Here is a 22,996-nt window from a genome sequence, read left to right as displayed (position 1 = left end):
AAACCAGAGAGTGGGGTGTGCCCGGACATGAAGAAGATGCTGACGGTGCTGACGACGGCGCTCACGGCGGGAGCGGCGTTCGCCGTCCTCGCGCCGCAGAACGCGACCGCCGGAGACCGCGACCGCCACGAGGGAAGCGTGCCCCTCGTCATCGGCCACCGTGGCGCCAGCGCGATCCGCCCTGAGCACACGCTGCTGTCGTACGAGGCCGCGATCAAGCTCGGGGCCGACTACATCGAGCCCGACCTGGTGTCCACGAAGGACCACGTGCTGGTCGCCCGGCACGAGAACGAGATCGGCGGCACCACCGACGTCGAGAACCACCCCGAGTTCGCGGCGCGCAGGACGACCAAGACGATCGACGGCGTGGCGGTGACCGGCTGGTTCACCGAGGACTTCACGCTGGCCGAGCTGCGCACGCTGCGCGCCGAGGAGCGCATCCCGGACCTGCGGCCGGACAACACCGCGTTCAACGGCCTGGCGCAGATCCCGACGTTCGACGAGGTGATCGAGCTCGCGCAGAAGAAGGGCGTGGGCGTCTACCCCGAGACCAAGCACCCGACCTACTTCGACTCGATCGGGCTGTCGCTGGAGGAGCCGCTGCTGGCCGCGCTCAAGCGCCACAACTGGGACGGCTCGCGCGCGCCGGTCTTCATCCAGTCGTTCGAGACCACGAACCTCAGGCAGCTGCGCCCGCTGACGCGCCTGCCGCTGATCCAGCTCGTCAACGGCACGGGCGCCCCGTACGACCTGGTGGCGGCGGGCGACAAGCGCACCTACGCCGACCTGGTCACCCCGGACGGCCTGCGCGACATCGCCCGGTACGCCGACGGGGTGGGCGTGGCCACCGCGTGGATCGTCCCGACCGGCCCCGACGGGAGGCTCCTGCAGCCGACCACGCTGATCAAGGACGCCCACCGCCGCGGCCTGAAGGTGCACACCTGGACGATCCGCCCCGAGAACTCGCAGCTCCCGGTCGACTACCGCCTCGGCAACCCGGCGAGCCCCGCCTACCCGCGCGCCACCGGCGACGTCATGGGCTGGCTGGAGCGGCTGTTCGGCCTCGGCGTGGACGGCGTGTTCTCCGACGACCCGGGCATCGCCCGCGCCACGCGCGACCGCCTGTTCTCGTAGCTTGACCGGCCCCCTGCGATGAGGGGCGGCCGCCGGCGGGCCCGGTCCGCCGGCGGCCGCGGGCGGTTCGGCGAGGACCACCTGCGAGTCCTCGCCGAAGCCGCGGGGAGAGACGATCAGCTGACGTCGGCGCAGATCACGTAGACGCTGATGCCGACGTCGTTGTACTTGTTCTGGCGGCCGAGGCCGATCCATCCGGCGCCGTCGTCGGTCGGGAAGCTCCCGACGAGGATCGCGTCGTTGCCCTGGGCCTCGGCGCCGCCGCCGACGGCGCGCTTGCCGGAGGGGCACCGCACGACGCGGCGCTGGAAGTTGGGGACGTTGGCGTTGGGGAGCTTGACCAACTGGTACCCGGTGAAGCCGGCGGCCCGCTGAGCGGCCGGCGCCGGGGCGGGGGCCGCGTCCGACGCCGGGGCGGCGGCGATCGTGGCGAGTCCCGCGCAGCAGGCGGCGGCCACTCCAAGCGTCCAGACCTTCTTCGCGCGCATTGATTCTCCTTCGATGGTTCCCCTCCCCGTCCCGCGGGGCCGTCGGCGGCCGGTGCCGTCGCGTGCTCCCGGGCGGGGCCGGGGATCTTCGGTTCGTCACCGGAAGTATCCATACGACTACAGTGCGTGTCCATGCCCGCCGGGCGCCGCCCTTGCCTCGCGCGCGCGGCGCCCACTTCGGTCGGCGTGATCCCTTGACTCCCCGCTCCCCCGCGCGACCTGCGCGTTCCTCGCGCCGCGGCCCGGCGGGCCCGTCCGCGCGACCCTTGCCGCCGCGCCGCCGTCCGGCCACAAGAGGACAGCACAAGGCCCCGCACGGCGCCCCTTACATCCGCTTTATACGGCATGATCCGTATATTTGGGAGATCATGTGCTTTTGAGCTGATCATCCGTTTTGGGCTTCATAGGGCGGAATGCCGGGTACGAGATGCTTAGCCAATGGCCCGGCGCCGGCGCACCCGGACGGCCGCGCCCTCTCGTCCTTCTCGGCCTTCTCGACCTTCCGGACCTTCCGACTTCCCGCCCCGCCCTCTTCGCCGCTCGCCTCTCGCGAACAGGAGGTCTCCACGGCTCTGCCGACCGTACACGCCTCGTCCTAGGAGGTCTCATGATCGGTACAGAGAACAGCGACGCGCGGGTCCGCGGTCCGGCGGACGTGGAGAGGTTCGCGCAGCGGTGCTTCCGCGGCTCCCCCGGCACCGCCGCCCCATCGGATTCCCCCCGCTCCCCCGGCTCCCCCGGCTTCCTCGGCTCCCCCGGTCTCCCCGGCGACAGGGTCGGGGTCGAGCTGGAGTTCCTCGTCTTCGACCGCGCCGAACCCTCCCGGCAGGTCACCGTGGCCCGGATCATCGACGCCCTCCCCCCGCTGACGCGCGGCAGCGCCCTCACCTTCGAACCCGGGGGCCAGCTCGAACTGTCCGGCCCCGCCGCCCCGCTGGCACGGGCCGTCCGCGACATGGCCGCCGACCTGGAGACCGCCCGCCGGGCCCTGGCCGACGACGGCCTGCTGGTGGCGGGGATCGGCCTGGACCCGATCCGGCCGCCCCTGCGCCAGCTCCGCCAGCCGCGCTACGAGGCGATGGCCGAACTGCTCGGCGTCCCCTACGGGCCGATGATGATGTGCCTGTCGGCGTCGATCCAGGTCAACGTGGACTTCGGGGAACGGCCGCACGTCCGCTGGCACCGCGCCAACGCGCTCGGCCCGGTGCTCAACGCCGCCTTCGCCAACTCCCCGCTGTCCGGCGGGCGGCCGTGCGGATGGATGTCGGGACGCCAGGCCGTGTGGCTGCACCTGGACTCCACGCGCACCCGCCCGGTCTCGGGGGACGGCGACCCGGCGGCGGCCTGGGCGCGCTACCTCATGGACGCCCGCCTGATGCTCCTGCGCGAGAAGGGCACCCGCCGCCCGCCCGCGCCGAGCCGGGCGACGTTCGGCGACTGGATGCGCTCCCCGCACCTCGGCGGGCACCCGCCCACGCTGCGAGACCTCACCTACCACGCGACCACGGTGTTCCCGCCGGTGCGGCCCCGGGGATGGCTGGAGATCCGCTACCTCGACGCGCTGCCCGTGAAGTGGTGGCCGGCGTGCGTGGCCGTCACCTGCGCGCTGCTGCTGGACGACCGCGCCGCCGACGCCGCCCTCGCCGCCACCGGGCCGCTCGCCGACCGCTGGTGGCACGCCGCCCACGTGGGCCTCGGCGACGAGCGGGTGCGGCGGGCCGCCGACGAGTGCTTCCGCGCCGCCGCCGGGGCGCTCCCCCGGCTCGGCGCCGAACCCTGGCTCGTCGCGGACGTGGAGTCCTACGCCGACCGTCACGTGACGACCGGCCGCTCCCCCGCCGTGGACGCGCTGACGCGCTCGCGCGAGCCGGGCGCGGGCCCGCTCGCCTGGCTGAGCGAGGAGGTCGCCGTATGAGCACCCTGAGGAACACGAAGGCGGCCGAGGCCACCGACGCGTCCCACACCGCGGCACTCCACACCGCGGCGCTCGACGACGCGGCCGCGTTCAAGGAGCGGATCGCCGCCGAACTGGACGAGGGCCGCCGCCGCTCGCTCACCTACACCGACATCGACGACGACCTGCTGGTGCGCCAGCACTCGGCCCTGATGTCCCCGCTGGTGTGGGACCTGGCCCACGTGGGCAACTACGAGGAGCTGTGGGTGCTGCGCGAGCTCGCCGGGGCCGACCCGACCCGCCCGGAGATCGACACGATCTACGACGCCTTCGCCCATCCGCGCAAGGACCGCCCGAACCTGCCACTGCTCGGCCCCGCCGAGGCCCGCACCTACATCGCCGGGGTCCGCGGCCGCGTCCTGGACGTCCTCGAGGGCCTCGGCGAGGCGGACCTGCGCGGCGCCGACCCGCTGCGCGCGGGCGGGTTCGTGTTCGGGCTCGTCCTTCAGCACGAGCACCAGCACGACGAGACGATGCTCGCCACGCTGCAACTCTCCGGGCGGCCCGGGCTCGTGCGCGACGGCGACCTGCCCCCCGGCAGGCCCGGCGGCGCGGAGGAGGTGTTCGTCCCGGCCGGCCGGTTCCGCGCCGGGGCCGGCGCGGACCCATGGGCCTACGACAACGAGCGGCCCGCCCACGACGCCGACCTGCCCGCGTTCTGGATCGACCGCCACCCGGTGACGGCCGGCGCGTACGCGGCGTTCGTGGAAGACGGCGGGTACGCCGAGCCGCGGTGGTGGAGCCCGCGCGGATGGCGCTGGCGCGCCGAGCAGGGCGTCACCGCCCCGCTGTTCTGGTGGCGCGAGGGGCACACGTGGTGGCGCACCCGCTTCGGCCGGGCCGAGCCGGTGCCCGCGGACGAGCCCGTGCAGCATGTGAGCTGGTACGAGGCCGACGCCTACGCGCGCTGGGCGGGCAAGAGGCTGCCCACCGAGGCCGAGTGGGAGAAGGCGTGCGGGTGGGACCCCGCCGCCGGGCGGGCCCGCGCCTACCCGTGGGGGGACGCCGCCCCGGGGCCCGCGCACGCCAACCTCGGCCACCGCGCCTCCCGTCCCGCGCCGGTGGGCGCGTTCCCGGCGGGCGCGTCCTGCTACGGGGCCGAGCAGATGATCGGGGACGTGTGGGAGTGGACCGGCTCGTGGTTCCTGCCCTACCCCGGCTTCCGCGGCTTCCCGTACCGGGAGTACAGCGAGGTGTTCTTCGGGCGCGCCCACCGGGTGCTGCGGGGCGGGTCGTGGGCGACGCACCCCCGGGCCGCGCGCGCCAGCTTCCGCAACTGGGACCTGCCGAACCGGCGGCAGATATTCGCCGGCTTCCGCTGCGCGCGCCCGGCGCCGAAGGAGGAGGCGTAGGTGTGCCGGCACGCGGCGTGGCTCGGCGTCCCCCGCCCGCTCGCGTCGCTGCTCCAGGAGCCGTCGTACGGCCTGTGCCGGCAGTCCCACGCGCCGCGCATGCAGCGGTGCGGAACCGTGAACGCCGACGGGTTCGGGGTGGGCTGGTACGACGCGGGGCGCGAGGAGCCGGTGCGCTACCGCCGTTCCATCCCGATCTGGGCGGACGCGAACCTGCCGGGCCTGGCCTCCGTCGCCCGCTCGGCCTGCCTGATGGCCGCCGTGCGCTCGGCGAGCCCGGGCATGCCGGTCGAGGAGTCGGCGACCGCGCCGTTCGCCGAGGGGCGCTGGCTGCTCAGCCACAACGGGCGGGTCGCGCGCGAGGCGGTGCGGCCGCTGACCGGCGGGCGCGCCCCGGAGAGCCCGTGCGACTCGGCGTGGCTGGCGGCCGCGGTGTTCGCGCGGCTCGGCGCGGGCGCCACGCTCGGCGATGCGGTGTCGGAGGTGGTGCGGCTGGCCGGGCTGCGCGACCCGGACGCCCGGCTGAACCTGCTGGTCGCCGACGGCGGCATGATCGCCGCGACCGCCTGGAACGAGACCCTGTTCCTCCATCTCGGCGAGGGCGCGCTCCTCGCCAGCGAGCCGCTGGACGACCGGCCGGGCTGGGAAGCCGTGCCCGACCGGCACCTCGTCCTCGCCACGCCCGACGGCGTGCGCGTCCAGCCGGTGTGACCCGCCGGGACGTGCCCCGCCGCGCGCGCCGCCGCCCGTCCACCCGTCACCTCAGGAGGTTCGCGTGTCCGTCACACAGATTCCGCTGCCGTTCCTGTACACGGTCGACCACATGGGCCCCCGCTACCTGCGCCAGGCCCTCGCCGAGGACGTCCGCACCGGGCTGACCTCCGTCCCCAAGTGGCTGCCGCCGAAGTGGTTCTACGACGCGGCGGGAAGCGAGCTGTTCTCCCGGATCACCCGGCTCCCCGAGTACTACCCGTCGCGACGGGAGCTGGCCCTGCTGCGCGAGCACGCGCGCGAGATCGCCGCGCTCACCGAGGCCGAGAACCTGGTCGAGCTGGGGTCGGGGACCAGCGAGAAGACGACGCTACTGCTGGACGCGCTGACCTCCGAGGGCACGCTCAAGACCTACACCCCGGTCGACGTGGACGGGACGACGCTGGAGGCCGCGGCCCAGCGGGTGGCGGCCGCCTACCCGGGGCTGGCCATCTGGGCGGTCCGGGCCGACTTCGAGCGGCATCTGTCCCTGCTGCCCCGGATCGGCCGGCGGCTGGTCGCGTTCCTCGGCGGCACGCTCGGCAACATGGACGAGGAGGGCCGGGCGTCCTTCCTGACCGAGCTGCGCGCGACGCTGTCCCCCGGCGACTGCCTGCTGCTCGGCGCCGACCTGGTCAAGGACACCGGGCGGCTGGTCGCGGCCTACGACGACGCCGAAGGGGTGACGGCGGCGTTCAACCGCAACGTCCTGTCGGTGATGAACCGCGAGCTCGGCGCCGACTTCGTGCCCGAGGCGTTCGAGCACGTCGCGTTGTACGACGCCCGGCTGAACCGGATCGAGATGCGGCTACGCGCCGTGCGGCACACGCGGGTCCGCTTCCGCGAGCTCGACCTGGTCGTCACCTTCAAGGCGGGCGAGGAGACGCGCACGGAGATCAGCTCCAAGTTCTACCGCTACCGGCTGGAGCGCGAGGTGGAGCGGGCCGGGTACACGCCGGTCCGCTGGTACTCCGACCCGGCCCAGGACTTCGCGCTGTTCCTGGCGCAGGTCCCCCGACGGCCCGGCGAGGATCGTCCTCCGGAGTACCGCTCACGGCGCGCCAGGCACCACACCTGACCCGCCCGCCCCCTCCGACACGCCGCCCCGGAGGCTCGGCCATAGGCACCGGTCGGGGCGCGGCGGAAGAACGCCGACTCTCAGGCGCCCCGAACCGGCCGAGCGGAGCGAGGCCATGAACACAGGGCCCCGAACCGCCGTGCCGGAGGCACGGCCATGAACACAGTGCGCCGCGGGCGTAGCGTGGAGCGATCCATGGGTCGAAAGGCCGGCAGATATCCGAGAGATATATCCGGTTATTACCGTTGAAGCCTATTCATCCGGCCGTTTGCCGGTCGCGGGACGGCGACTTTCCAGGCAACGTGGGAAAGATGAGAGCCGATTCCCCCGCTCGTGAACGCGCCCCTCCATGACGGGCCCATGCAGCTTGGGAGTTGCCCGAGATATATGCTTTGGAGATCAATATGGCTTTTGCCCATTGATATCCGCTGCCACAGGTGTGAACCGCATCACCGTCGAGGAGGCTTCAGGGGTGTCGGCGCAGGAAAGACGGCTCTCGGCGATCGGAGAGGCCGCGGCAGAGGTCCTCCGCCACACCGACTACCACCTCGTCAGGGCCGAGGACGTCGCGGCGGCCGTGCGGCTCTCCCGGGAGGGCCACAGCGGGCGGCGCAGCGCCGTCTGGCTGTACAACGAGGTCAAGAGCCGCAGGGTGCTCGTCGCGCTCGCGCTGCGCCACGCCTTCGCGGAGTTCGCCGACCGCGCCGGCCCGCGCGAGCCCCTGGAGACGCCCGGCTCGCTCGTCGAGGCGCGCGACCTGCTCACCCAGGCGCTGCTGCTCGTGGCGCGCTTCCATCGCGCCGAGGCGTTCCTGACCCAGCAGGTCCAGCTCGGCATCGGCGACATCGCCACCTCCGAGAAGCGTCAGTCCGCGCCCCAGGGACCGCCGAGCTGGCCCGACACCGCCATCGGGCGGACGGCCGCCGCGGGCTGGTCGGGCCGGGTCGTCGCCTACGCCGACCACCTCGCCCCCGTCATCGCGGCGGCGGCGCGCGCCGTCTGCCTCCCCCCGCCCGGCTGGGCCCGCGCCTGCGCCGAGAAGCTCTCGGACCTGGCCTTCGACGCCCTCACCGACGACCTGGACGGCCCGGTCGACCGCCAGGCGGCGGCGCTGAGCGCGCACTGGTACGAACGACACCTGATCCCCCTGGCCGGCACCTGGATCAACGACCTGGACGTGGCCGAGCGCGCCCGCGACGTGGCGCGCCGCTCCGCCCCGGGCACCCCCGCCGAGGCCGACGCGCAGGCGGGCGTGCTGCGCGCGCTGCTCGACACCGGCATACTGCTGAAGCGGGCCGCCCGGGAGGCCGGGGAACTGGCCGGGCTGCTGGAGTCCCCGGAAGCCGGCCCGGCGGCCGGCGCCGCCCTCGGCACGCGCTGCGACGTGCAGAACCGGCGCGGGCTCGCGCTGCTGCGCTACGGCGACCTGGAGACGGCGCGGGCCACCTTCGAGTCCTCGCTGGAGATCGCCGAGAAGCAGCGGTCGCTGGACCCGGACGACGCCGCCGCCCACGCCGCGCGCGCCCGCCATCACCTCGGCGAGACCCTGGTCGAGGCCGGGCGCCCGGTCGAGGGGCGGCGGCTGATCGAGCAGGCCCGCTCGGCGCGCGAGGCGGGCGGCACGGGCGACACAGGCGGCACGGGCGGCACAGGGGCTGCGTCCAGGGCCTGGCGGCGGCTCACCCTGACCGCCCAGGCCGCCGCCCGCGCGGCCGTGCGCTCCGGCCAGGTCGTCGAGGGGCTGCGCCAGGCCGAGGCCGTGGTGACCGACCGGCAGGCCCGCCTGGGCGACCCCGGCGACATCAACGTGGTCGCCGCCCGGGTGTCCCTCGGGGAGGCCCTGCTGGAGGCGGGGCAGCCGATCGAGGCCCGTCACCTGCTCCAGGAGGCCGGGCGGCAACGCGCCGACCTGCTCCAGCCGACCGCCTACTGGCCGAACCACGACCTCGTGCGCACCGCGCAGGCCGAGCTGGCCCTGCGGGACCCGGGCACGGTCGTGCGGCTGCTGGAACGGGCGCCCGTCCTGGACGACTGGTTCGCCGCGCAGGTCTCGGCCCGCCTGTGGGTGGAGGCCCGGGTGGTGCACGCGCAGGCGCTCGCGCTCGGGGAGGACCCCGGGACGGCCGTCGCCGCGCTCGGCGAGCTGGCCGAGCGGCTCGCCGCCGATCCCGGCGACGCCCTGCCGCTGACCGTGCGGCGGGCCCTCGCCGAGGTGCTGCTCTTGAGCGGGGATCCCAACGAGGCCGCCGCCGTGCTGCGCACGGTGCGGGCCGCGGAGTCCGACCCCGGAGATCCGCCGGGCCGGGCCAGGACGTCGCTGCTGGCCGCGCGCTGCGAGGACGCGCGCGGCGACGACAAGGCCGCCGCGCGCCACCGCGCCGCCCTCGCGGGCGTGAAGGGCCTGGACCCGAACCATCCGCTGCTGCTGGAGGGGCGCTACGACGAGGCGGCCCGCCGCTTCCAGACCGGCCGCTTCGACGGCCTGGATGAGCTGCTCGCCCCGCTCCTGGACCGCACGCCGCTCGCCCACGGCCGCCCGGCGCTCGGCGACGGCCATCCGCTGCTGCTCAAAGCCGTCGCCCTGGCCGACCGCAGCGGCGCCGTCCGCCTTCCCCGCGCGCCGCGCCAGGTCCTGTGGGAGGACGCCTGACGCGCCGCCACAGCAACCCGCGGCACCCTGCTGAACCCTCCTGAGGCGCCCTAGCTCGCGGGCCCGACGGGACGGTCGCCGCGCAGCGTGATGCGGTGCATGACGCGGCGGGTGTCGCCGTAGTCGCGGTTGGCGTAGTGGGAGGTGCTGCGGTTGTCCCACATCGCGACGTCCCCGGCCCGCCAGCGGTGGCGGACGATGTGCTCGGGCTTGGTCAGGTGGGCGTACAGCAGGTCCAGGATCCCGCGGCTCTCGGCGTCGGAGACCCCGGCGATGTGGGAGGTGAAGCCCGGGTTGACGAAGAGGCCCTTGCGCCCTGTCTCCGGGTGCACGCGGACCACGGGGTGCTCCACCGGGTCGAGCCGCGTCACCGTCTCGCCCTCCCACACGTTGCCCCGGCCGCCGCGGCGCTGGGCCAGGTAGTAGCCGAACTCGCGGTTGCCGTCGTGCACGGCGGTCAGCCGGTCCACCAGGTCGCGCACCGGCGCCGACAGGGATTCGTAGGCGAGCTGGGAGTCGGCCCAGCTCGTGTCGCCGCCCGACTCCGGCAGGCTGACCGCGCGCAGGATCGAGCCGAGCGGGGGCCGGGGCATGAAGGTGACGTCGGTGTGCCACACGTCGGCGAAGCCGTTGTCGGCGCTGTCGATCGCGTAGATCTCCGGGTGGGCCTCGTCCACGCCGGCGACCACCGGGTGGGAGGGGGTGAGCTCGCCGAGGCGCCGCCCGAGGGCCACCTGGCCGTCATCGTCCAGGCTCTGCCCCCGGAAGAACAGCACCTTGCGCTCGACGAGCGCGGCGCGCACGGCCGCGAGCTCGGCGTCGGTGGCGGTCGCGAGGTCGAGCCCGATCACCTCGGCGCCGAAGCGCGGGCCGAGCGGGTCGAGGGTCAGCGCAGGGGCCGGCTTCTGGGATGTGTAGGTCATCTCCGGGTCCTCCGATCTGTGGTGGCGGTCGCGTACGGGTCGGCGGGCTTGGCGGGCGGGCTTGGCGCGGGGAGGTCAGGCGGCGGCGCGGACGGCGTGGCCGATCTCGGCGCGCAGCGAGGCGTAGGCGGGCAGGGCGCGCAGCTCGTCGGGGTCCGGCCCGGTGCGCGGGAGGTCCACGTCGATGTCGAGGGCCACGCGGCCGGGCCGCCGGGTCAGCACGACGACGCGGCTGCCGAGGAACACGGCCTCGTCCACGCTGTGGGTGACGAAGACCGAGGTGCGGCCCGTCTCTGCGCTCACCCGGCGCAGGTCCTCCTGCAGGCGCTCGCGGGTGAGGGCGTCCAGCGCGGCGAACGGCTCGTCGAGCAGCAGCAGCGGGTCGTCGCCCGCGAGCGCCCTGGCGATGGCCACGCGCTGCTGCTGGCCTCCCGAGATCTGCCAGACGCGGCGCCCGGCGACGTCGTGCAGGCCGACCCGGTCCAGCAGCCCGGCCACCCGGCGCGGGCGCTCGGCGCGCGGGACCCCGGCGTAACGCAGGGCCAGCTCGACGTTGCCGCCGACGGTCTTCCAGGGGAAGAGCCGGGGCTGCTGGAACACGACCCCCGCCCCCTTCCCCGGGACGGGGACCGCGCCCGCGGTGCGCACGGAGCCGGACGTGGGCTCCTCGAACCCGGCGATCAGCCGCAGCAGGGTGCTCTTGCCGCAGCCGGACGGTCCCACGAGCACGAGGAACGCGCCCGCCGGGACGTCCAGCGAGATCGGGCCGAGCGCGGCGACGGCCTCCGAGCCCCGCCCGTAGACGTGCTCCACGTCGCGGACCTCGACGGCGGCGTGCTCCTGCCGCGTGGCGGGAGCCGTCCCCGCGGCGTCAGGAGAGGGCATCGGGCAGGCCCTTGGTGTAGATCGCCTTCTGGACGGTGGCCAGGTCGGGCACCGCGTCGATCTTCTTCTGCTCCTTGAGGAACTCGGCGGCGCTGACGAGGTTCCCGGCCAGCCCGCCGGGCTTCTCCGGCGTGCCGAGCCACTCGGGCCCGGAGAGGTCGGCGGGGTCGAGGAACACGCCCTGGGCGAGCTGGTTCGCGGCGTCGGCCGGGGCGATGTTGAGCTCGGCGCCCACGGCCGCCGCCGCGGCGTCCTTGTCGCTCTTGATCAGGGTCAGGGCCCTGGCCTCCGCCTCGCGCCAGGCGTCGACGGCGTCCGGGTGGGCGTTCGCGAACGCGGTGGACACGACGCCGAGGTCCAGGGTGGGCTTGCCCGCCGTCGCCAGCTCGCGGCTGGAGACCAGCACCTTGCCGTTCTTCTTCAGAGTGTCCAGGGCGGGCAGCCAGACGTAGGCCGCGTCGATGTCGCCGCGCGTCCAGGCCGCGAGGATGTCCTGCGGCTCCAGGTCGACGATGGTCAGCGCCGACTCGGGCACGTTCGCGCGGTCCAGGGCGGCGAGCAGGCTGTAGTGCGCGGTGGAGGCGAACGGGCTCGCGACCTTCTTGCCGCGCAGGTCCGCGATCGAGGCGATGCCGGTGCCGTCGCGGGCCACGAGCGCCTCGTTGTCCCCGGCCACGTCCAGGACGAACGCCACCTGGTAGGGGATGTTCAGCGGCGCCGACAGCCCGCGCGCGACGGGGCTGGAGCCGATCGCCGCGATGTCGACGGCCCTGGCGACGAAGGCGGTGTTGATGCTCGCACCGGAGTCGAACCTGGTCCAGGTGATCTTGTAGCCCGGCAGCGCCTCCTCCAGCCAGCCCTTGTTCTTGACGATGAGGTCACCGCTGGGGAACGCCTGGTAGGCGAGGCGGATCGTCTTGCCCGCGTCGCCGCCGGAGGGTCCCGCGGAGGCGGCGCCGTTTCCGCAGGCGGCGAGGACGGCGGCCGCCGCGGCGGCCGCGGTGAGCAGGAAAAGGCGGCTGAGGCCTGGTCGGGCCATGGGTTGATCTTCCTTGTCTCTCTCCGGGCCCCTTTCCGGGATCCCGGGCCTTCTCGCTGTGCGTACCGGGGCCTGAGCGTGCCCGGGCCTTCGCGTGACGGCCTCGCCGTACGCCGGCTCAGGCGCGGCCCCGCCAGGGGATGAACCTGAGCTCGGCCAGGCGCAGGACGGCGTCGATGAGCAGGCCGGAGACGCCGATCGCCAGCAGGCCGAGCACCACGACGTCGGTCTGCAGGTAGCGCTGGGCGTCGCGCACCATGCCCCCGATGCCGGGTACGCCGTTGATCGTTTCGGCCGCCACGACCGAGGAGTACGCGACGCCCACCGCGAGGCGGACGCCGGTGAAGATCTCCGGAAGCGCGCTCGGCAGGACGACGTCGCCGACGACGTTCCACCGGGTGGCGCCGAGCGCCCGCGCGGCCTCGACCAGGCCGACCGGGGCGGCGTACACCGCCGAGGCCGTGGCCACGGCGACCGGGGGCAGCGCGGCGATGGTGAGCAGCCACAGCTTCGGCGTCTCGTCGATGCCGAACCAGATGATCAGCAGGCTGAAGTAGGCCAGGGGCGGCAGGACGCGGACGAAGGTGACGACCGGCTCGGCCACCACGCGGATCCAGGGGACGGTCCCCATGATGACGCCGAGCGCCAGCCCGGCCACCACGCCGAGCGCCGAGCCGATGAGGATGCGGCGCAGGCTCACCCCGAGGTGTTCGACCAGCAGGTGCCCGCTGTAGCCGCGGGTGCCGTCGTGGACGGTCGAGGTGAGCACGAGCTGGTCCCACACCGCGCGGGGCGAGGGGATGAAGGACGGGTTCCGCGTCGCCGCCGCCAGGAGCTGCCACAGGACCAGCAGCACCGCCAGGGCGAGCACCCTGACGCCGAACCGGCGGTACCGCGCCGCGCGCGGGCTTCCCGCCGGGGAGCCGGAGCCCTCGGCGGACGCGGCGGGCGCGCTCCGGCCCGCGTCCGGACGCAGGGAGGCGGGGGACGTCACGGGTGGGCGCGCGGACGCCGACGGGGGGTCGTAATCACACCTATTTCCTACCGTAAATACGGGGATTAGGCAACCCTCAGTCGCCCGCCAGGGTGGCCCGCAGGCCGCTCACCGCGCGGCTCACCGGTTCGAGCGGGCCCTCCTGGACCCGGCAGGGACGGTCCGGCAGGGGCGTGCCCGCGCGCACGCTCTCCGCGATCCCCTCCAGGCAGCGCACCACGTCCCGCACCGCCTCGTCCGACGGGAGCGGCGCGCCGTGGCCGGCGCGGGCGACGGTCGCCGCCGTGGCGTCGGCGACCTGCTCCAGCGCCGTCATCGGCGCCATCCACGTGGTAACCCGCCTGCTCACCATGGGCGGCTCGGTCACCGCCCGCTGGAAGACCGTGCGCAGGTCGGCGAGCGCGTCGAACGCCCGGCGGTGGGCCACGGCGCGGTCGGGGTGGCCGGGGTCGAAGGCGTGGCGCAGGTAGCGCGCGGTGGCCGAGACCGCGTCGGCGAAGCGCGGCCGCACGGGCGCCTCCCAGCTCGCCGGCCACGGCAGGTAGCCGAGCAGCAGCACGATGGCGCAGCCCACCAGGGTGTCCACCAGGCGGATCTCGGCGATGCGCGGGCCCGCGCCGGTCAGCAGGTCGACCAGCAGCACGACCACCGGCACCTGGAAGGTCGACATCAGGCCCCAGTTGCGCTGCTGGCCGTACGGCAGCAACGCCGCGAAGATCGCGATCGGGACGAGGATGGGCGGGCCGTACGGCACCACGTAGAGAATCACGGTGCCGATCAGCGCGCCGACGACGGTGCCGAGCCCGCGTTGCACCGCGCGCGCGAAGACCGACCCGAAGTCCGGCTTGAGCACCAGGGCGACGGTCAGCATCGCCCAGTACGACCGCTCCAGCCAGTGCAGCTCGCTCACCGCCGCCGCCGCGCCCATGCACAGCGCCAGCCGGATCACGTAGACGCGGGTGAGATGCCCCGAGCACATCCCCCGCGCGGTCTGCCGCAGCTTCGCGCCGGGACCGACCCGCTCGTAGGGAAGGCGCTCGTCCTCGTCCTCGGACACCGAGTGGCCGGAGATCAGATCCACGGCGCCTCGCGCGGCGGAGCGCAGCGCCGCCAGGGCGGGCGAATCGGTCTCGAACGGCACCGTCACGGGGAGGCCGTCGCGCTCCAGGGCCTCGGCCAGCGACCGCACGGCGTCCACGACCTCCGGCGGAGGGCCGCGGCCCTCCTGGGCCAGCGCGACCAGGGCGTGGCGGATCCGCGAGGCCTGGTTCAGCAGCGCGATCAGACGGGTGCGTTCGGGGTCGGGCCCCGCCGCCGAGGACCGCGCGCCGAACACAACCTCGTACGCCCGCTTCAGCGCCGTGTCGAACGCCTCCAGGGCGCCGCTCGCGCCCGGGTCCTCGGCGAGGCGGGCCAGCTTGTGGTAGACCCCCGCCACGGCGGCGTTCTCCGCGGCGCGGGGGTGCAGCGGCCAGCCCGCCACCGACAGCAGCAGCGACCACATCGCGCCGGCCAGGTACGCCAGCGCGCCCTGGACGGGCGTCTCGGGGAACGGCACCCCTAGGCCGATCACCGACATGACCAGAAGCTGGAGCGCGCCGAACGATCCCGCGCCGCCGGCCGTGCTGACCAGCGCCGAGAGCACCGAGACCGCGACGACGGCGGCCACCGTCCACCAGCCGAGCCCCGGCACGGAGTGGCCGATCACGAAGCCGGTGGCCCCGCCGATCGCGCCCGCCCCGGCGCGGATCACCCGCGCCCGGTAGGAGCCTCCCCGGTCGGCCAGCGCCGCCGCCATGGCGCCCATGGAGGGCAGCAGGCCCATGGTGATGCGCCCGGCGAGCATGGCCACCAGCAGCGGGGTGGTGACGGCGGCCGCCACGCGCAGCATCGCGCCCCAGCGGGGCCGCACCGGGACGGGCCGCACGGCCTCCACCAGCCAGCCGGGCGCGACGTCCGCGAGCCGGTCGGCGGGACGGCGCAGCGGGCCGCTCATCCCGCCGGTCCCTCAGCGCACCAGCCGGTCCAGGCGGATGGGCAGGTCGCGGACGCGGATGCCCGTCGCGTGGTGGACGGCGTTGGCCACCGCGGCCGCGGTGCCGACGATGCCGATCTCGCCGATGCCCTTGGTGCCCATCGGGTTGAGGTGCGGGTCGTCCTCCTCCACCCAGAACGCCTCGATGTCCCGCACGTCCGCGTTCGCGGCGATGTGGTACTGGGCGAGGTCGTTGTTGAGGTAGTCGCCGAACCGCGCGTCCATGACGCTCTCCTCGAACAGGGCCATGGACAGGCCCATCGTCATGCCGCCGACGAACTGCGAGCGCGCGGTCTTGGGGTTGACGATGCGCCCGGCGGCGAACACGCCGAGCAGCCGCGTCACCCGGGTCTCCCCCGTGTCGGCGTCCACGGCCACCTCGGCGAACTGCGCGCCGAAGGCGTGCCGCGCGTATTTCTCCTGCCCGCGGACCTCCTCCGCGGTGGCGGCCGAAGCCTCCGCGCCGCCCGGCGGCACGACGCCGCCGGTCCGTTCCAGCTCGCGGACCAGGGCCTCACAGGCCCGCACGACCGCCGTGCCCCACGACGCGGTGCCCATCGACCCGCCCGCGATGGAGGCCTGCGGCAGCGCGCTGTCGCCGATCTCCACCCGGACCCGCTCGGCGGGCGCGCGCAGCGTGTCGGCGGCGATCTGGGTCAGGACGGTCCTGGCGCCGGTGCCGAGGTCGGCGGCGGCGATCCGCACGGTGAACGTGCCGTCCGGCTCCGCGCGGGCGGAGGCCTGCGACGGGGACCGGTAGGCCGGGTAGGTCGAGGAGGCGACGCCGGTTCCGTACAGCAGGCCGCCCCGGCGCCGGACGCCGGGACGCGGGTCGCGGGCGTCCCAGCCGAACCGCCGGGCCCCCTCGCGCAGGCATGCCACCAGGTTGCGCGAGCTGAACGGCAGCCCGGTGTCGGGGTCCGTGGCGGGCTCGTTGCGGACGCGCAGCTCCACCGGGTCGACGCCGCAGGCGACGGCCAGCTCGTCCATCGCCGACTCCAGCGCGAACATGCCCGGGGCCTCGCCGGGCGCGCGCATCCACGACGGCGTCGGCACGTCCAGCCGGACGAGCCGGTGGGTGGTGCGCCGGTGCGGCGCGGCGTACATCATGCGCGTCGCGACGGTGGTCTGCTCGGCGAACTCCGCGATGGTCGAGCTCTGCTCGCAGGCCTCGTGCGAGATCGCGATCAGCCGCCCGTCCTCCTCCGCGCCGAGCCGCACCCGCTGGATCGTCGGCGTGCGGTAGCCCGTGACGGCGAACATCTCGCGCCGCGTGACCGTGAGCTTCACCGGGCGTCCGACCTGCTTGGCGGCGAGGGCGGCGAGCACCACGTGCGGGTGGGCGAGGCCCTTGGAGCCGAACCCGCCCCCGACGTGCGGCGAGATGATCCGCACCTGCTCGGGCGGCATGCCGAACAGCGGCGCGAGCTGGCCGCGCAGCGCGGTCGGCCCCTGCGTGGAGTCGTGGACGGTGAGCCCGCCGCCGTCCCACTCGGCGACGGTGGCGTGCGGCTCCATCGGGTTGTTGTGCTCGGCCGGGGTGGTGTACGTCGCGTCGACCACGACCGGCGCCGAGGCGAGGGCGGCGTCGGGGTCGCCGCGCACGTCGTCGGCCGGGAGGCGCGGGTTGACGTGATCCGGCCGGTACAGGCGGGGATGGTCGGCGCGAAGCTCGACGTCGTGGGCCTCCTCGGAGTACTCGACGCGCAGCAGGGCGGCGGCCTCCCTGGCGGCCTCCAGCGTCTCGGCGATCGCCACCGCGACGTACTGTCCCCGGTAGGCGACCCTCGGCGACTGCAGGACCGACAGCTCGGCGGCGTCGCTGGGCGCCAGGCGCGGCGCGTTGCCGTGCCAGATCACCGCGATCATGCCGGGGACCTTGAGCGCCGCACCGGCGTCCATGCCCTTGACCTCGCCCCGGGCGATCGTCGCCTGCACGGGCGCGGCGTAGGTGAGGTCGCGGGGGTTGTGCTCGGAGGCGTACCGGGCCCGGCCGGTGACCTTCTCCAGGCCGTCCACCCGGTCGATCGGGGAGCCGACGTATGTGATCTCGGTGGTGGTCATGAGGTCTCCGCGAGGTCGGCGAGCACGCGTACGAGCAGGTTGTGGGCCAGGGGGACCTTGAAGGCGTTCAGTGGCAGCGGGCGGGCGCCCCGCACCTCGGCGTCGGCGGCCCGCGCGAACTCCTCCACGGTCGCCGGCGCGCCGCGCAGCGCGGCTTCGGCCGACCCGGCCCGCCAGGGCACGTGCGCGACGGCCCCGAAGGCGATGCGGCAGTCGCGGACGCGCCGTTCGCCGTCGAGCTCCAGGACCGCCGCCACCGACACGACGGCGAACGAGAACGAGGCGCGGTCGCGCGCCTTGCGGTAGCGCGACCGCGCCGCCAGAGGCAGCGCGGGCACCTCCACGGCGGTGATCAGGTCGCCGGGCTCCAGCACGGTGTCCCGGCTCGGGTCCTCGCCCGGCAACCGGTGCAGGCCCGGCATGGGGACGGTCCGCGCGCCGCCCGGGCCCTCCACGTGCACGACCGCGCCGAGCGCGGCCAGCGCGACCGCCATGTCCGACGGGTGGGTGGCGACGCAGCTCTCGGAGTGGCCGAAGATCGCCAGGTTGCGGTGGTCGCCGGTGCGGGCGGGGCAGCCGGAGCCGGGCGACCGCTTGTTGCAGGGCTTGGTGACGTCCTGGAAGTAGGAACAGCGCGTGCGTTGCAGCAGGTTGCCGCCGACCGTGGCCATGTTGCGGATCTGCCCGGACGCGCCGGACAGGACCGCCTGGGCCAGGACGGGATAGCGGCGCCGCACCAGCGGGTGGGCCGCCAGGTCGCCGTTGCGCACGCCCGCGCCGATCAGCAGGCCGCCGTCCGGGGTCTCCTCGATCGCGGCGGGGGTGACGCGGGTGACGTCGACCAGCGTGCCGGGCTCGGCGACGCCGAGGCGCATGAGGTCGACCAGGTTGGTGCCGCCGCCGAGGTACATCGCGTCGGTGCCCGCGCCGAGCGTCGCCACGGCCGATCGGACGTCGGCGGGACGCTCGTAGGCGAAGGGCCTCATCGCGCCACCTCCTCGATGGCGGCGACGATGCCGGGGTAGGCGCCGCACCGGCAGAGGTTTCCGCTCATCCGCTCGCGGATCTCCTCCTCGCCGAGCACCGGGTCGGCGGCGACGTCGGGGGTGACCGCGCTCGGCCACCCCCGCGCCGCCTCGGCGAGCATGCCGGCCGCCGAGCAGAGCTGCCCGGGGGTGCAGTAGCCGCACTGGAAGGCGTCGTGCTCGATGAACGCCCTCTGCAGCGGATGCAGCCCGTCCTCCCCCGCGAGCCCCTCCACGGTGGTGATCGGCTGGTCGTCCACGGTGACCGTGAGGGTGAGGCAGGATTTGACGCGCCTGCCGTCCACCAGCACCGTGCAGGATCCGCACTGCCCGTGGTCGCATCCCTTCTTGGAGCCGGCGAGGTCGAGGCGTTCACGCAGCGTGTCGAGCAGGGTCTCACGGGTGTCCACCGTGAGCGGATATATCTGCTCGTTCACCGAAAGTTGGAGGTCAACGGTCATCGGTCCAGGGGCGGTGTCGCCCCGCGGTTCGTTCGCTCGGGCTTTCACCCGCGCTTCCCTACCCCCGCAATCCCCAGGGCTATCCCATGAAACGGCCATGCTGACCGGGCCAGGACGCCCGCAGGGTCAGCGTTCGGCCCGCCGGCGATGTGGAACGGGCATGGAGGGGTGCGCCCCCGCCCCCTGGACACCCCTACGCCCCCAGCCCCGGCGAGCGCGGGTTGGCACGCGGAGTGGCTCTGTTGTGAAATATGGTTTGCCCGGATCTATGGCGCGGCGCGTGCCGCATTGGTCGGAGGAGGGGTCCCGGTGGGCATATCGGAGCGCCGGGGCAGCGACGACGACCGCGAGGAGCGCGGGGACGCCGTCGGCGCGCGGATGCGGCGGTTCCGCAAGGAGCGCGGCATGACCCTGCGCGGCCTGTCCACCCGCTCGGGCCTTTCGATCGGCTTCCTGTCACAGGTCGAGCGCGGCATCTCCTCCATCGGCCTCACGGCACTGAACGGCGTCGCGGCGGCGCTGGACCGCACCGTGGCCGACTTCTTCGAGGAGGACGCGCCCGAGGGCGAGGGCTCCAAGGTCGCCCGCCTGCCGTTCCACTTCACCCTCACCCGGGCCGAGGCCGCGGCCACCGAGTACGTCTCCGGCCAGCAGACCTACCGCATGCTGTCCTCCCGGGGGCCGCACCTGGTGCTGGAGCCGCTTCTCGTGCGCATCGCCCCCGGCGGCAGGCGCGAGGACGCCTACGGGCACGCCGGGGAGGAGTTCGCGTTCGTGCTGGAGGGGGAGCTGCTGTACGAGGTCGAGGGGGTCGAGCACCGCCTGTTCGCCGGCGACAGCGTCCACCTGCGCTCGACCGTGCCGCACACCATGTACAACGACACCGACCGCGTCACCACGGTCGTGTCGGTGGTGACGCCCCGGCTGTACTGAGCCGGTCCCGCGAAGAGCCCTTCATGGCCGCCTCCGCGCCGCGACCGGGCGGCCGAAGGCACGGGCAGGCGCGACCGCTCTGGGGACCTCGGCGTCGCTGCCATCCGGTGGCCGCGGGCCGCCATGCCCCGGACCGCTCCCCATAGTGCCGTGCCGAGGCCGTGAGCTGCGGAGATCAGGCGAGATTCACAACCTCTGTTGACAGCGGTCAAGCGCCGGTCGATTATCCGATCAACTCCTCATGACAACGTTGTCTGCGCTCCCCCCATGACAACGTTGTCCACGATCCGGGCTCGATCGCTCCAGACGACGCCCCACCCCCCACAGGAGGCACCCGTGCGCGCCTTACTCGCGCTCGCCCTCACCCTGTCCGTGATCGGAGTACCGGCCTCGGCCACCGCCGCCGAGGCGCTCGCGATCGACGACCCCGCCCAGTACGTGAACGCCTTCGTCGGCACCAGGCCCGGCGGCCCGGACTTCGGGCACGGCGGCGGCGGAGGCAACACCTTCCCGGGCGCCGACGCCCCCTTCGGCATGCTCCAGTGGAGCCCGGACACCGTGACCCACCAGCACGGCGGATACGACTACGACGACAACCGGATCAGGGGCTTCAGCCTCACCCACCTGTCCGGCCCCGGCTGCAGCGACTTCGGCAACATCCCGTTCATGCCGGTCCTCGGCTCCTCCCCGGTCTCCTACTCGACCTTCACGCACGCCGGCGAGTCCGCGTCGCCCGGGTACTACTCGGTCCAGTTCGACAACGGCCTGCGGACGGAGCTGACCACGACCGCCCGGTCCGGAATGGGCCGCTTCACCTATCCGGCCGGTCAGCGGGCCTCGCTGTCGGTGGACGTCGCCAAGGCGTTCAACGCGGCCAGCGGTTCGCTGACCATCGGTACCGACACGCTGTCGGGGTACACCGACGGCGGCGGCTTCTGCGGCGCCGGCAACCGGTACCGGCTGTACTTCCACGCCGCGTTCGACCGTCCCTTCGCCACCGCGGGAGTGGCCACGGCGGACGGCAAGGTCGACCTGAGCAGGAAGTCGATCGAGGGCGACAGCGCCGGCACGGTACCGCCCGCGCCGAAGACCGCCGAGCGGCAGGGAAAGGCGCGCGCCACCGCGAGCACCGAGGACGTCCGGCCGCTCGCCGCCGCCGCGCTGGTCTCGTTCGACACCGGCACCCAGCGGTCGGTCACCGTCCGGGTCGGCATCTCGTTCGTCAGCCTGGACGGCGCCAAGGCCAACCTCGCCGCCGAGCAGGGGTCGCGGACGTTCGACGAGGTGAGGGCCGGCGCCAGGACGGCGTGGAACGATCTGCTGGGCCGCGTCTCGGTGACCGGCGGAACCGACACCCAGCGCCGCAACCTGTACACCTCGCTCTACCACTCGCTGCTGCACCCCAACGTGTTCAGCGACGCCGACGGCCGCTACATCGGTTTCGACAAGCAGATCCACACCGTGCCCGCGGGCCGCGCGCAGTACGCCAACTTCTCCGGCTGGGACGTCTACCGGTCCCAGGCCGCGCTGATCGCGCTGCTCGCGCCCAAGGAGGCGGCCGACATCGCGCAGTCCGCGATCAACCAGGCGGCCTACGGCGGGTACTTCGACCGCTGGACCGTCGCCAACGGCGGCACCGGGGTGATGAACGGCGACCCGCTGGCGATCATCATCTCGACCATGCACGCCTTCGGGGCGACCGGTTTCGACGCCGCGGACGGGCTGCGCCGGATCGTCGCCGGCACCAAGGACGTGCGCCAGCGTCAGGGCTGGCTGCAGTACGACACCTACGGCTACGTGCCGACCGGGCTCGGCGACGTCTGGGGTTCGGCGTCGACCACGCTGGAGTACACCAGCGCGGACTTCGCGATCTCGCAGCTCGCCCGGCGGATCGGGGACAACGCCACCGCCGACACGTTCCTGCGGCGCGCGCAGAACTGGCGCAACCTGTTCGAGTCCGGCAGCAGGTACATCCAGCCCCGCAACGCCGACACCACCTTCCCCCCGTTCAGCCCGCTCCAGCAGAACGAGTACGTCGAGGGCAACGCCGCGCAGTACACGTGGATGGTGCCGTTCAACCACCGCGGCCTGTTCGACGCCATGGGCGGCAACGCCGCCGTCCTGACCAGGCTGGACGACTTCTTCACCGAGCTGAACGGCGGGCCGAACAAGGCGAAGGCGTACCTGGGCAACGAGCCGACGCTGAACACGCCGTGGGCCTACGCCTACGCCGGCGCCCCGTACAAGACGCAGGACATCGTGCGGCGCGCGCTGACGACGATCTTCAAGCCGACGCCGGACGGCCTGGTCGGCAACGACGACCTCGGCCAGATGTCGTCGTGGGCGGTCTGGGCCGCGCTCGGCATGTACCCGCAGGTCCCCGGCAGGGCCGATCTGGTGCTGGCCAGCCCCCAGTTCCCCTCGACCACCATCACCCGGGGCAACGGGAAGGTCATCACCATCACCGCGCCGGAGGCCTCGGACACCGCCAAGTACGTGCAGAGCCTGCGCGTGAACGGGCAGACCTCGACCCGGCCGTGGCTGCCGGAGTCGTTCGCCGCCAACGGCGGCACGCTCGACTTCACCCTCGGCAGCGCCCCGAACACCGGATGGGGCGGCGCGGCGGCCGACGCGGCGCCGTCCTATGACGTCGGCCCGACGCCCGCGCGGTCCGGCGCGATCACAGGGCCGGCGTCCAAGTGCCTCGACGCCGAGCCCTCCACCGCGGCCAACGGCGCGGTCGTCCGCCTGTGGGACTGCAACGGGACGCCCGCGCAGCAGTGGACGCTCGCCTCGGACGGGTCGCTGCGTGCCCTGGGCCGCTGCCTCGACGTCGCCCAGAGCGGCCGGGCGAACGGGACGAAGGTCCAGTTGTGGGACTGCAACGGCACGGGGGCGCAGCAGTGGTGGCCGAAGGCGGGCGGCGCCCTGGTGAACCCGCCGTCCGGCCGCTGCCTCGACGTGCCCGGCTCCAACACGGCCAATGGAATCCAGCTGCAGATCTACGACTGCAACGCCACGGGCGCCCAGGTGTGGCGCCTGCCGTGACCCCCGGGTGGCCCGGCCCCGCACCGGCGGCCGGGCCACCCCTCTGTGCGGGATGAGATCCGGGGATCCGTCTGGGAACCCGCTTCTTCCGCCCGGCCGGCTTGATCTGGGATCGACGAAGCCGAAACCCGGGCGCGTGTGGCGGAACCCCGTGCTGTTCAGTGGGACGTGAATATCATGAAC

Annotated in this window: 17 protein-coding genes; 8 read left to right on the top strand and 9 right to left on the bottom strand. The window is 74.1% G+C overall.

Annotated features, from left to right (window positions below):
• Positions 1-27 precede the first annotated feature (27 nt).
• Positions 28-1,134, top strand: coding sequence for a glycerophosphodiester phosphodiesterase (locus DQ384_RS29470; RefSeq protein ID WP_114032135.1), 1,107 nt, complete (start codon positions 28-30; stop codon positions 1,132-1,134).
• 116 nt (positions 1,135-1,250) lie between these two features.
• Here DQ384_RS29470 and DQ384_RS29465 read toward each other — a convergent pair whose 3' ends face one another.
• Entirely contained in the window at positions 1,251-1,622 is a 372-nt protein-coding gene (locus DQ384_RS29465) for a hypothetical protein (protein WP_114032134.1), read from the bottom strand.
• 607 nt (positions 1,623-2,229) lie between these two features.
• Here DQ384_RS29465 and egtA point away from each other — a divergent pair.
• The 5 genes from egtA (at position 2,230) to DQ384_RS29440 (ending at position 9,406) form a co-directional block, all read left to right on the top strand.
• Positions 2,230-3,537 (top strand): ergothioneine biosynthesis glutamate--cysteine ligase EgtA, encoded by a 1,308-nt coding sequence (egtA, locus tag DQ384_RS29460; protein ID WP_114032133.1) that lies wholly within the window; start codon positions 2,230-2,232, stop codon positions 3,535-3,537.
• The gene (gene egtB, locus DQ384_RS29455) at positions 3,534-4,928 is read left to right on the top strand and encodes an ergothioneine biosynthesis protein EgtB (RefSeq protein WP_114032132.1); all 1,395 of its coding nucleotides are present in this window, start codon (positions 3,534-3,536) and stop codon (positions 4,926-4,928) included. Before egtA ends, egtB begins: the two co-directional genes overlap by 4 nt.
• Positions 4,929-5,639, top strand: a complete 711-nt coding sequence (gene egtC / locus DQ384_RS29450) for an ergothioneine biosynthesis protein EgtC (protein ID WP_114032131.1) — start codon at positions 4,929-4,931, stop codon at positions 5,637-5,639.
• 112 nt (positions 5,640-5,751) lie between these two features.
• Complete coding sequence (gene egtD, locus DQ384_RS29445) at positions 5,752-6,756, top strand: L-histidine N(alpha)-methyltransferase (RefSeq protein ID WP_181871491.1); 1,005 nt, start codon at positions 5,752-5,754, stop codon at positions 6,754-6,756.
• 472 nt (positions 6,757-7,228) lie between these two features.
• Positions 7,229-9,406, top strand: coding sequence for a hypothetical protein (locus tag DQ384_RS29440; protein ID WP_147268935.1), 2,178 nt, complete (start codon positions 7,229-7,231; stop codon positions 9,404-9,406).
• A 50-nt stretch (positions 9,407-9,456) separates the two neighbouring features.
• Here DQ384_RS29440 and DQ384_RS29435 read toward each other — a convergent pair whose 3' ends face one another.
• The 8 genes from DQ384_RS29435 to DQ384_RS29400 form a co-directional block, all read right to left on the bottom strand.
• The gene (locus DQ384_RS29435) at positions 9,457-10,329 is read right to left on the bottom strand and encodes a TauD/TfdA dioxygenase family protein (RefSeq protein ID WP_114032129.1); all 873 of its coding nucleotides are present in this window, start codon (positions 10,327-10,329) and stop codon (positions 9,457-9,459) included.
• A gap of 75 nt (positions 10,330-10,404) precedes the next feature.
• Positions 10,405-11,214 (bottom strand): ABC transporter ATP-binding protein, encoded by an 810-nt coding sequence (locus DQ384_RS29430; protein ID WP_114032128.1) that lies wholly within the window; start codon positions 11,212-11,214, stop codon positions 10,405-10,407.
• A complete protein-coding gene (locus DQ384_RS29425) occupies positions 11,201-12,253 on the bottom strand; it encodes a taurine ABC transporter substrate-binding protein (RefSeq protein ID WP_114032127.1) in 1,053 nt (350 codons plus the stop codon). The genes DQ384_RS29430 and DQ384_RS29425 overlap by 14 nt, the downstream gene beginning before the upstream one ends.
• Positions 12,254-12,371: 118 nt before the next feature.
• Positions 12,372-13,247 carry an ABC transporter permease gene (locus DQ384_RS29420; protein ID WP_114032126.1) on the bottom strand — a complete coding sequence of 292 codons (876 nt, stop codon included), beginning with the start codon at positions 13,245-13,247 and terminating at the stop codon, positions 12,372-12,374.
• A gap of 76 nt (positions 13,248-13,323) precedes the next feature.
• Positions 13,324-15,243 (bottom strand): FUSC family protein, encoded by a 1,920-nt coding sequence (locus DQ384_RS29415; protein WP_114032125.1) that lies wholly within the window; start codon positions 15,241-15,243, stop codon positions 13,324-13,326.
• Positions 15,244-15,255: 12 nt separating this feature from the next.
• On the bottom strand, positions 15,256-17,346 hold the full coding sequence (locus tag DQ384_RS29410; protein ID WP_114032124.1) for a xanthine dehydrogenase family protein molybdopterin-binding subunit: 2,091 nt from the start codon (positions 17,344-17,346) through the stop codon (positions 15,256-15,258).
• Positions 17,343-18,332: an FAD binding domain-containing protein gene (locus tag DQ384_RS29405; RefSeq protein WP_114032123.1), complete on the bottom strand. Its 990-nt coding sequence runs from the start codon at positions 18,330-18,332 to the stop codon at positions 17,343-17,345. The genes DQ384_RS29410 and DQ384_RS29405 overlap by 4 nt, the downstream gene beginning before the upstream one ends.
• Entirely contained in the window at positions 18,329-18,832 is a 504-nt protein-coding gene (locus tag DQ384_RS29400; protein ID WP_114032122.1) for a (2Fe-2S)-binding protein, read from the bottom strand. Before DQ384_RS29400 ends, DQ384_RS29405 begins: the two co-directional genes overlap by 4 nt.
• A 309-nt stretch (positions 18,833-19,141) precedes the next feature.
• Between DQ384_RS29400 and DQ384_RS29395 the strand changes: the two genes are divergently transcribed.
• Together DQ384_RS29395 and DQ384_RS29390 are read left to right on the top strand one after the other, a co-directional pair.
• Positions 19,142-19,765, top strand: a complete 624-nt coding sequence (locus tag DQ384_RS29395; protein WP_220183207.1) for a helix-turn-helix domain-containing protein — start codon at positions 19,142-19,144, stop codon at positions 19,763-19,765.
• A gap of 336 nt (positions 19,766-20,101) precedes the next feature.
• Complete coding sequence (locus tag DQ384_RS29390; RefSeq protein ID WP_181871485.1) at positions 20,102-22,813, top strand: lectin; 2,712 nt, start codon at positions 20,102-20,104, stop codon at positions 22,811-22,813.
• Positions 22,814-22,996: the final 183 nt, after the last annotated feature.

The sequence above is a fragment of the Sphaerisporangium album genome, assembly GCF_003323745.1.
In the GTDB taxonomy this organism is placed as follows: Bacteria; Actinomycetota; Actinomycetes; order Streptosporangiales; family Streptosporangiaceae; genus Sphaerisporangium; species Sphaerisporangium album.
The sequence above is the reverse complement of the archived record's forward strand: the minus strand, read 5'-3'. Positions and strand labels throughout refer to the sequence as shown.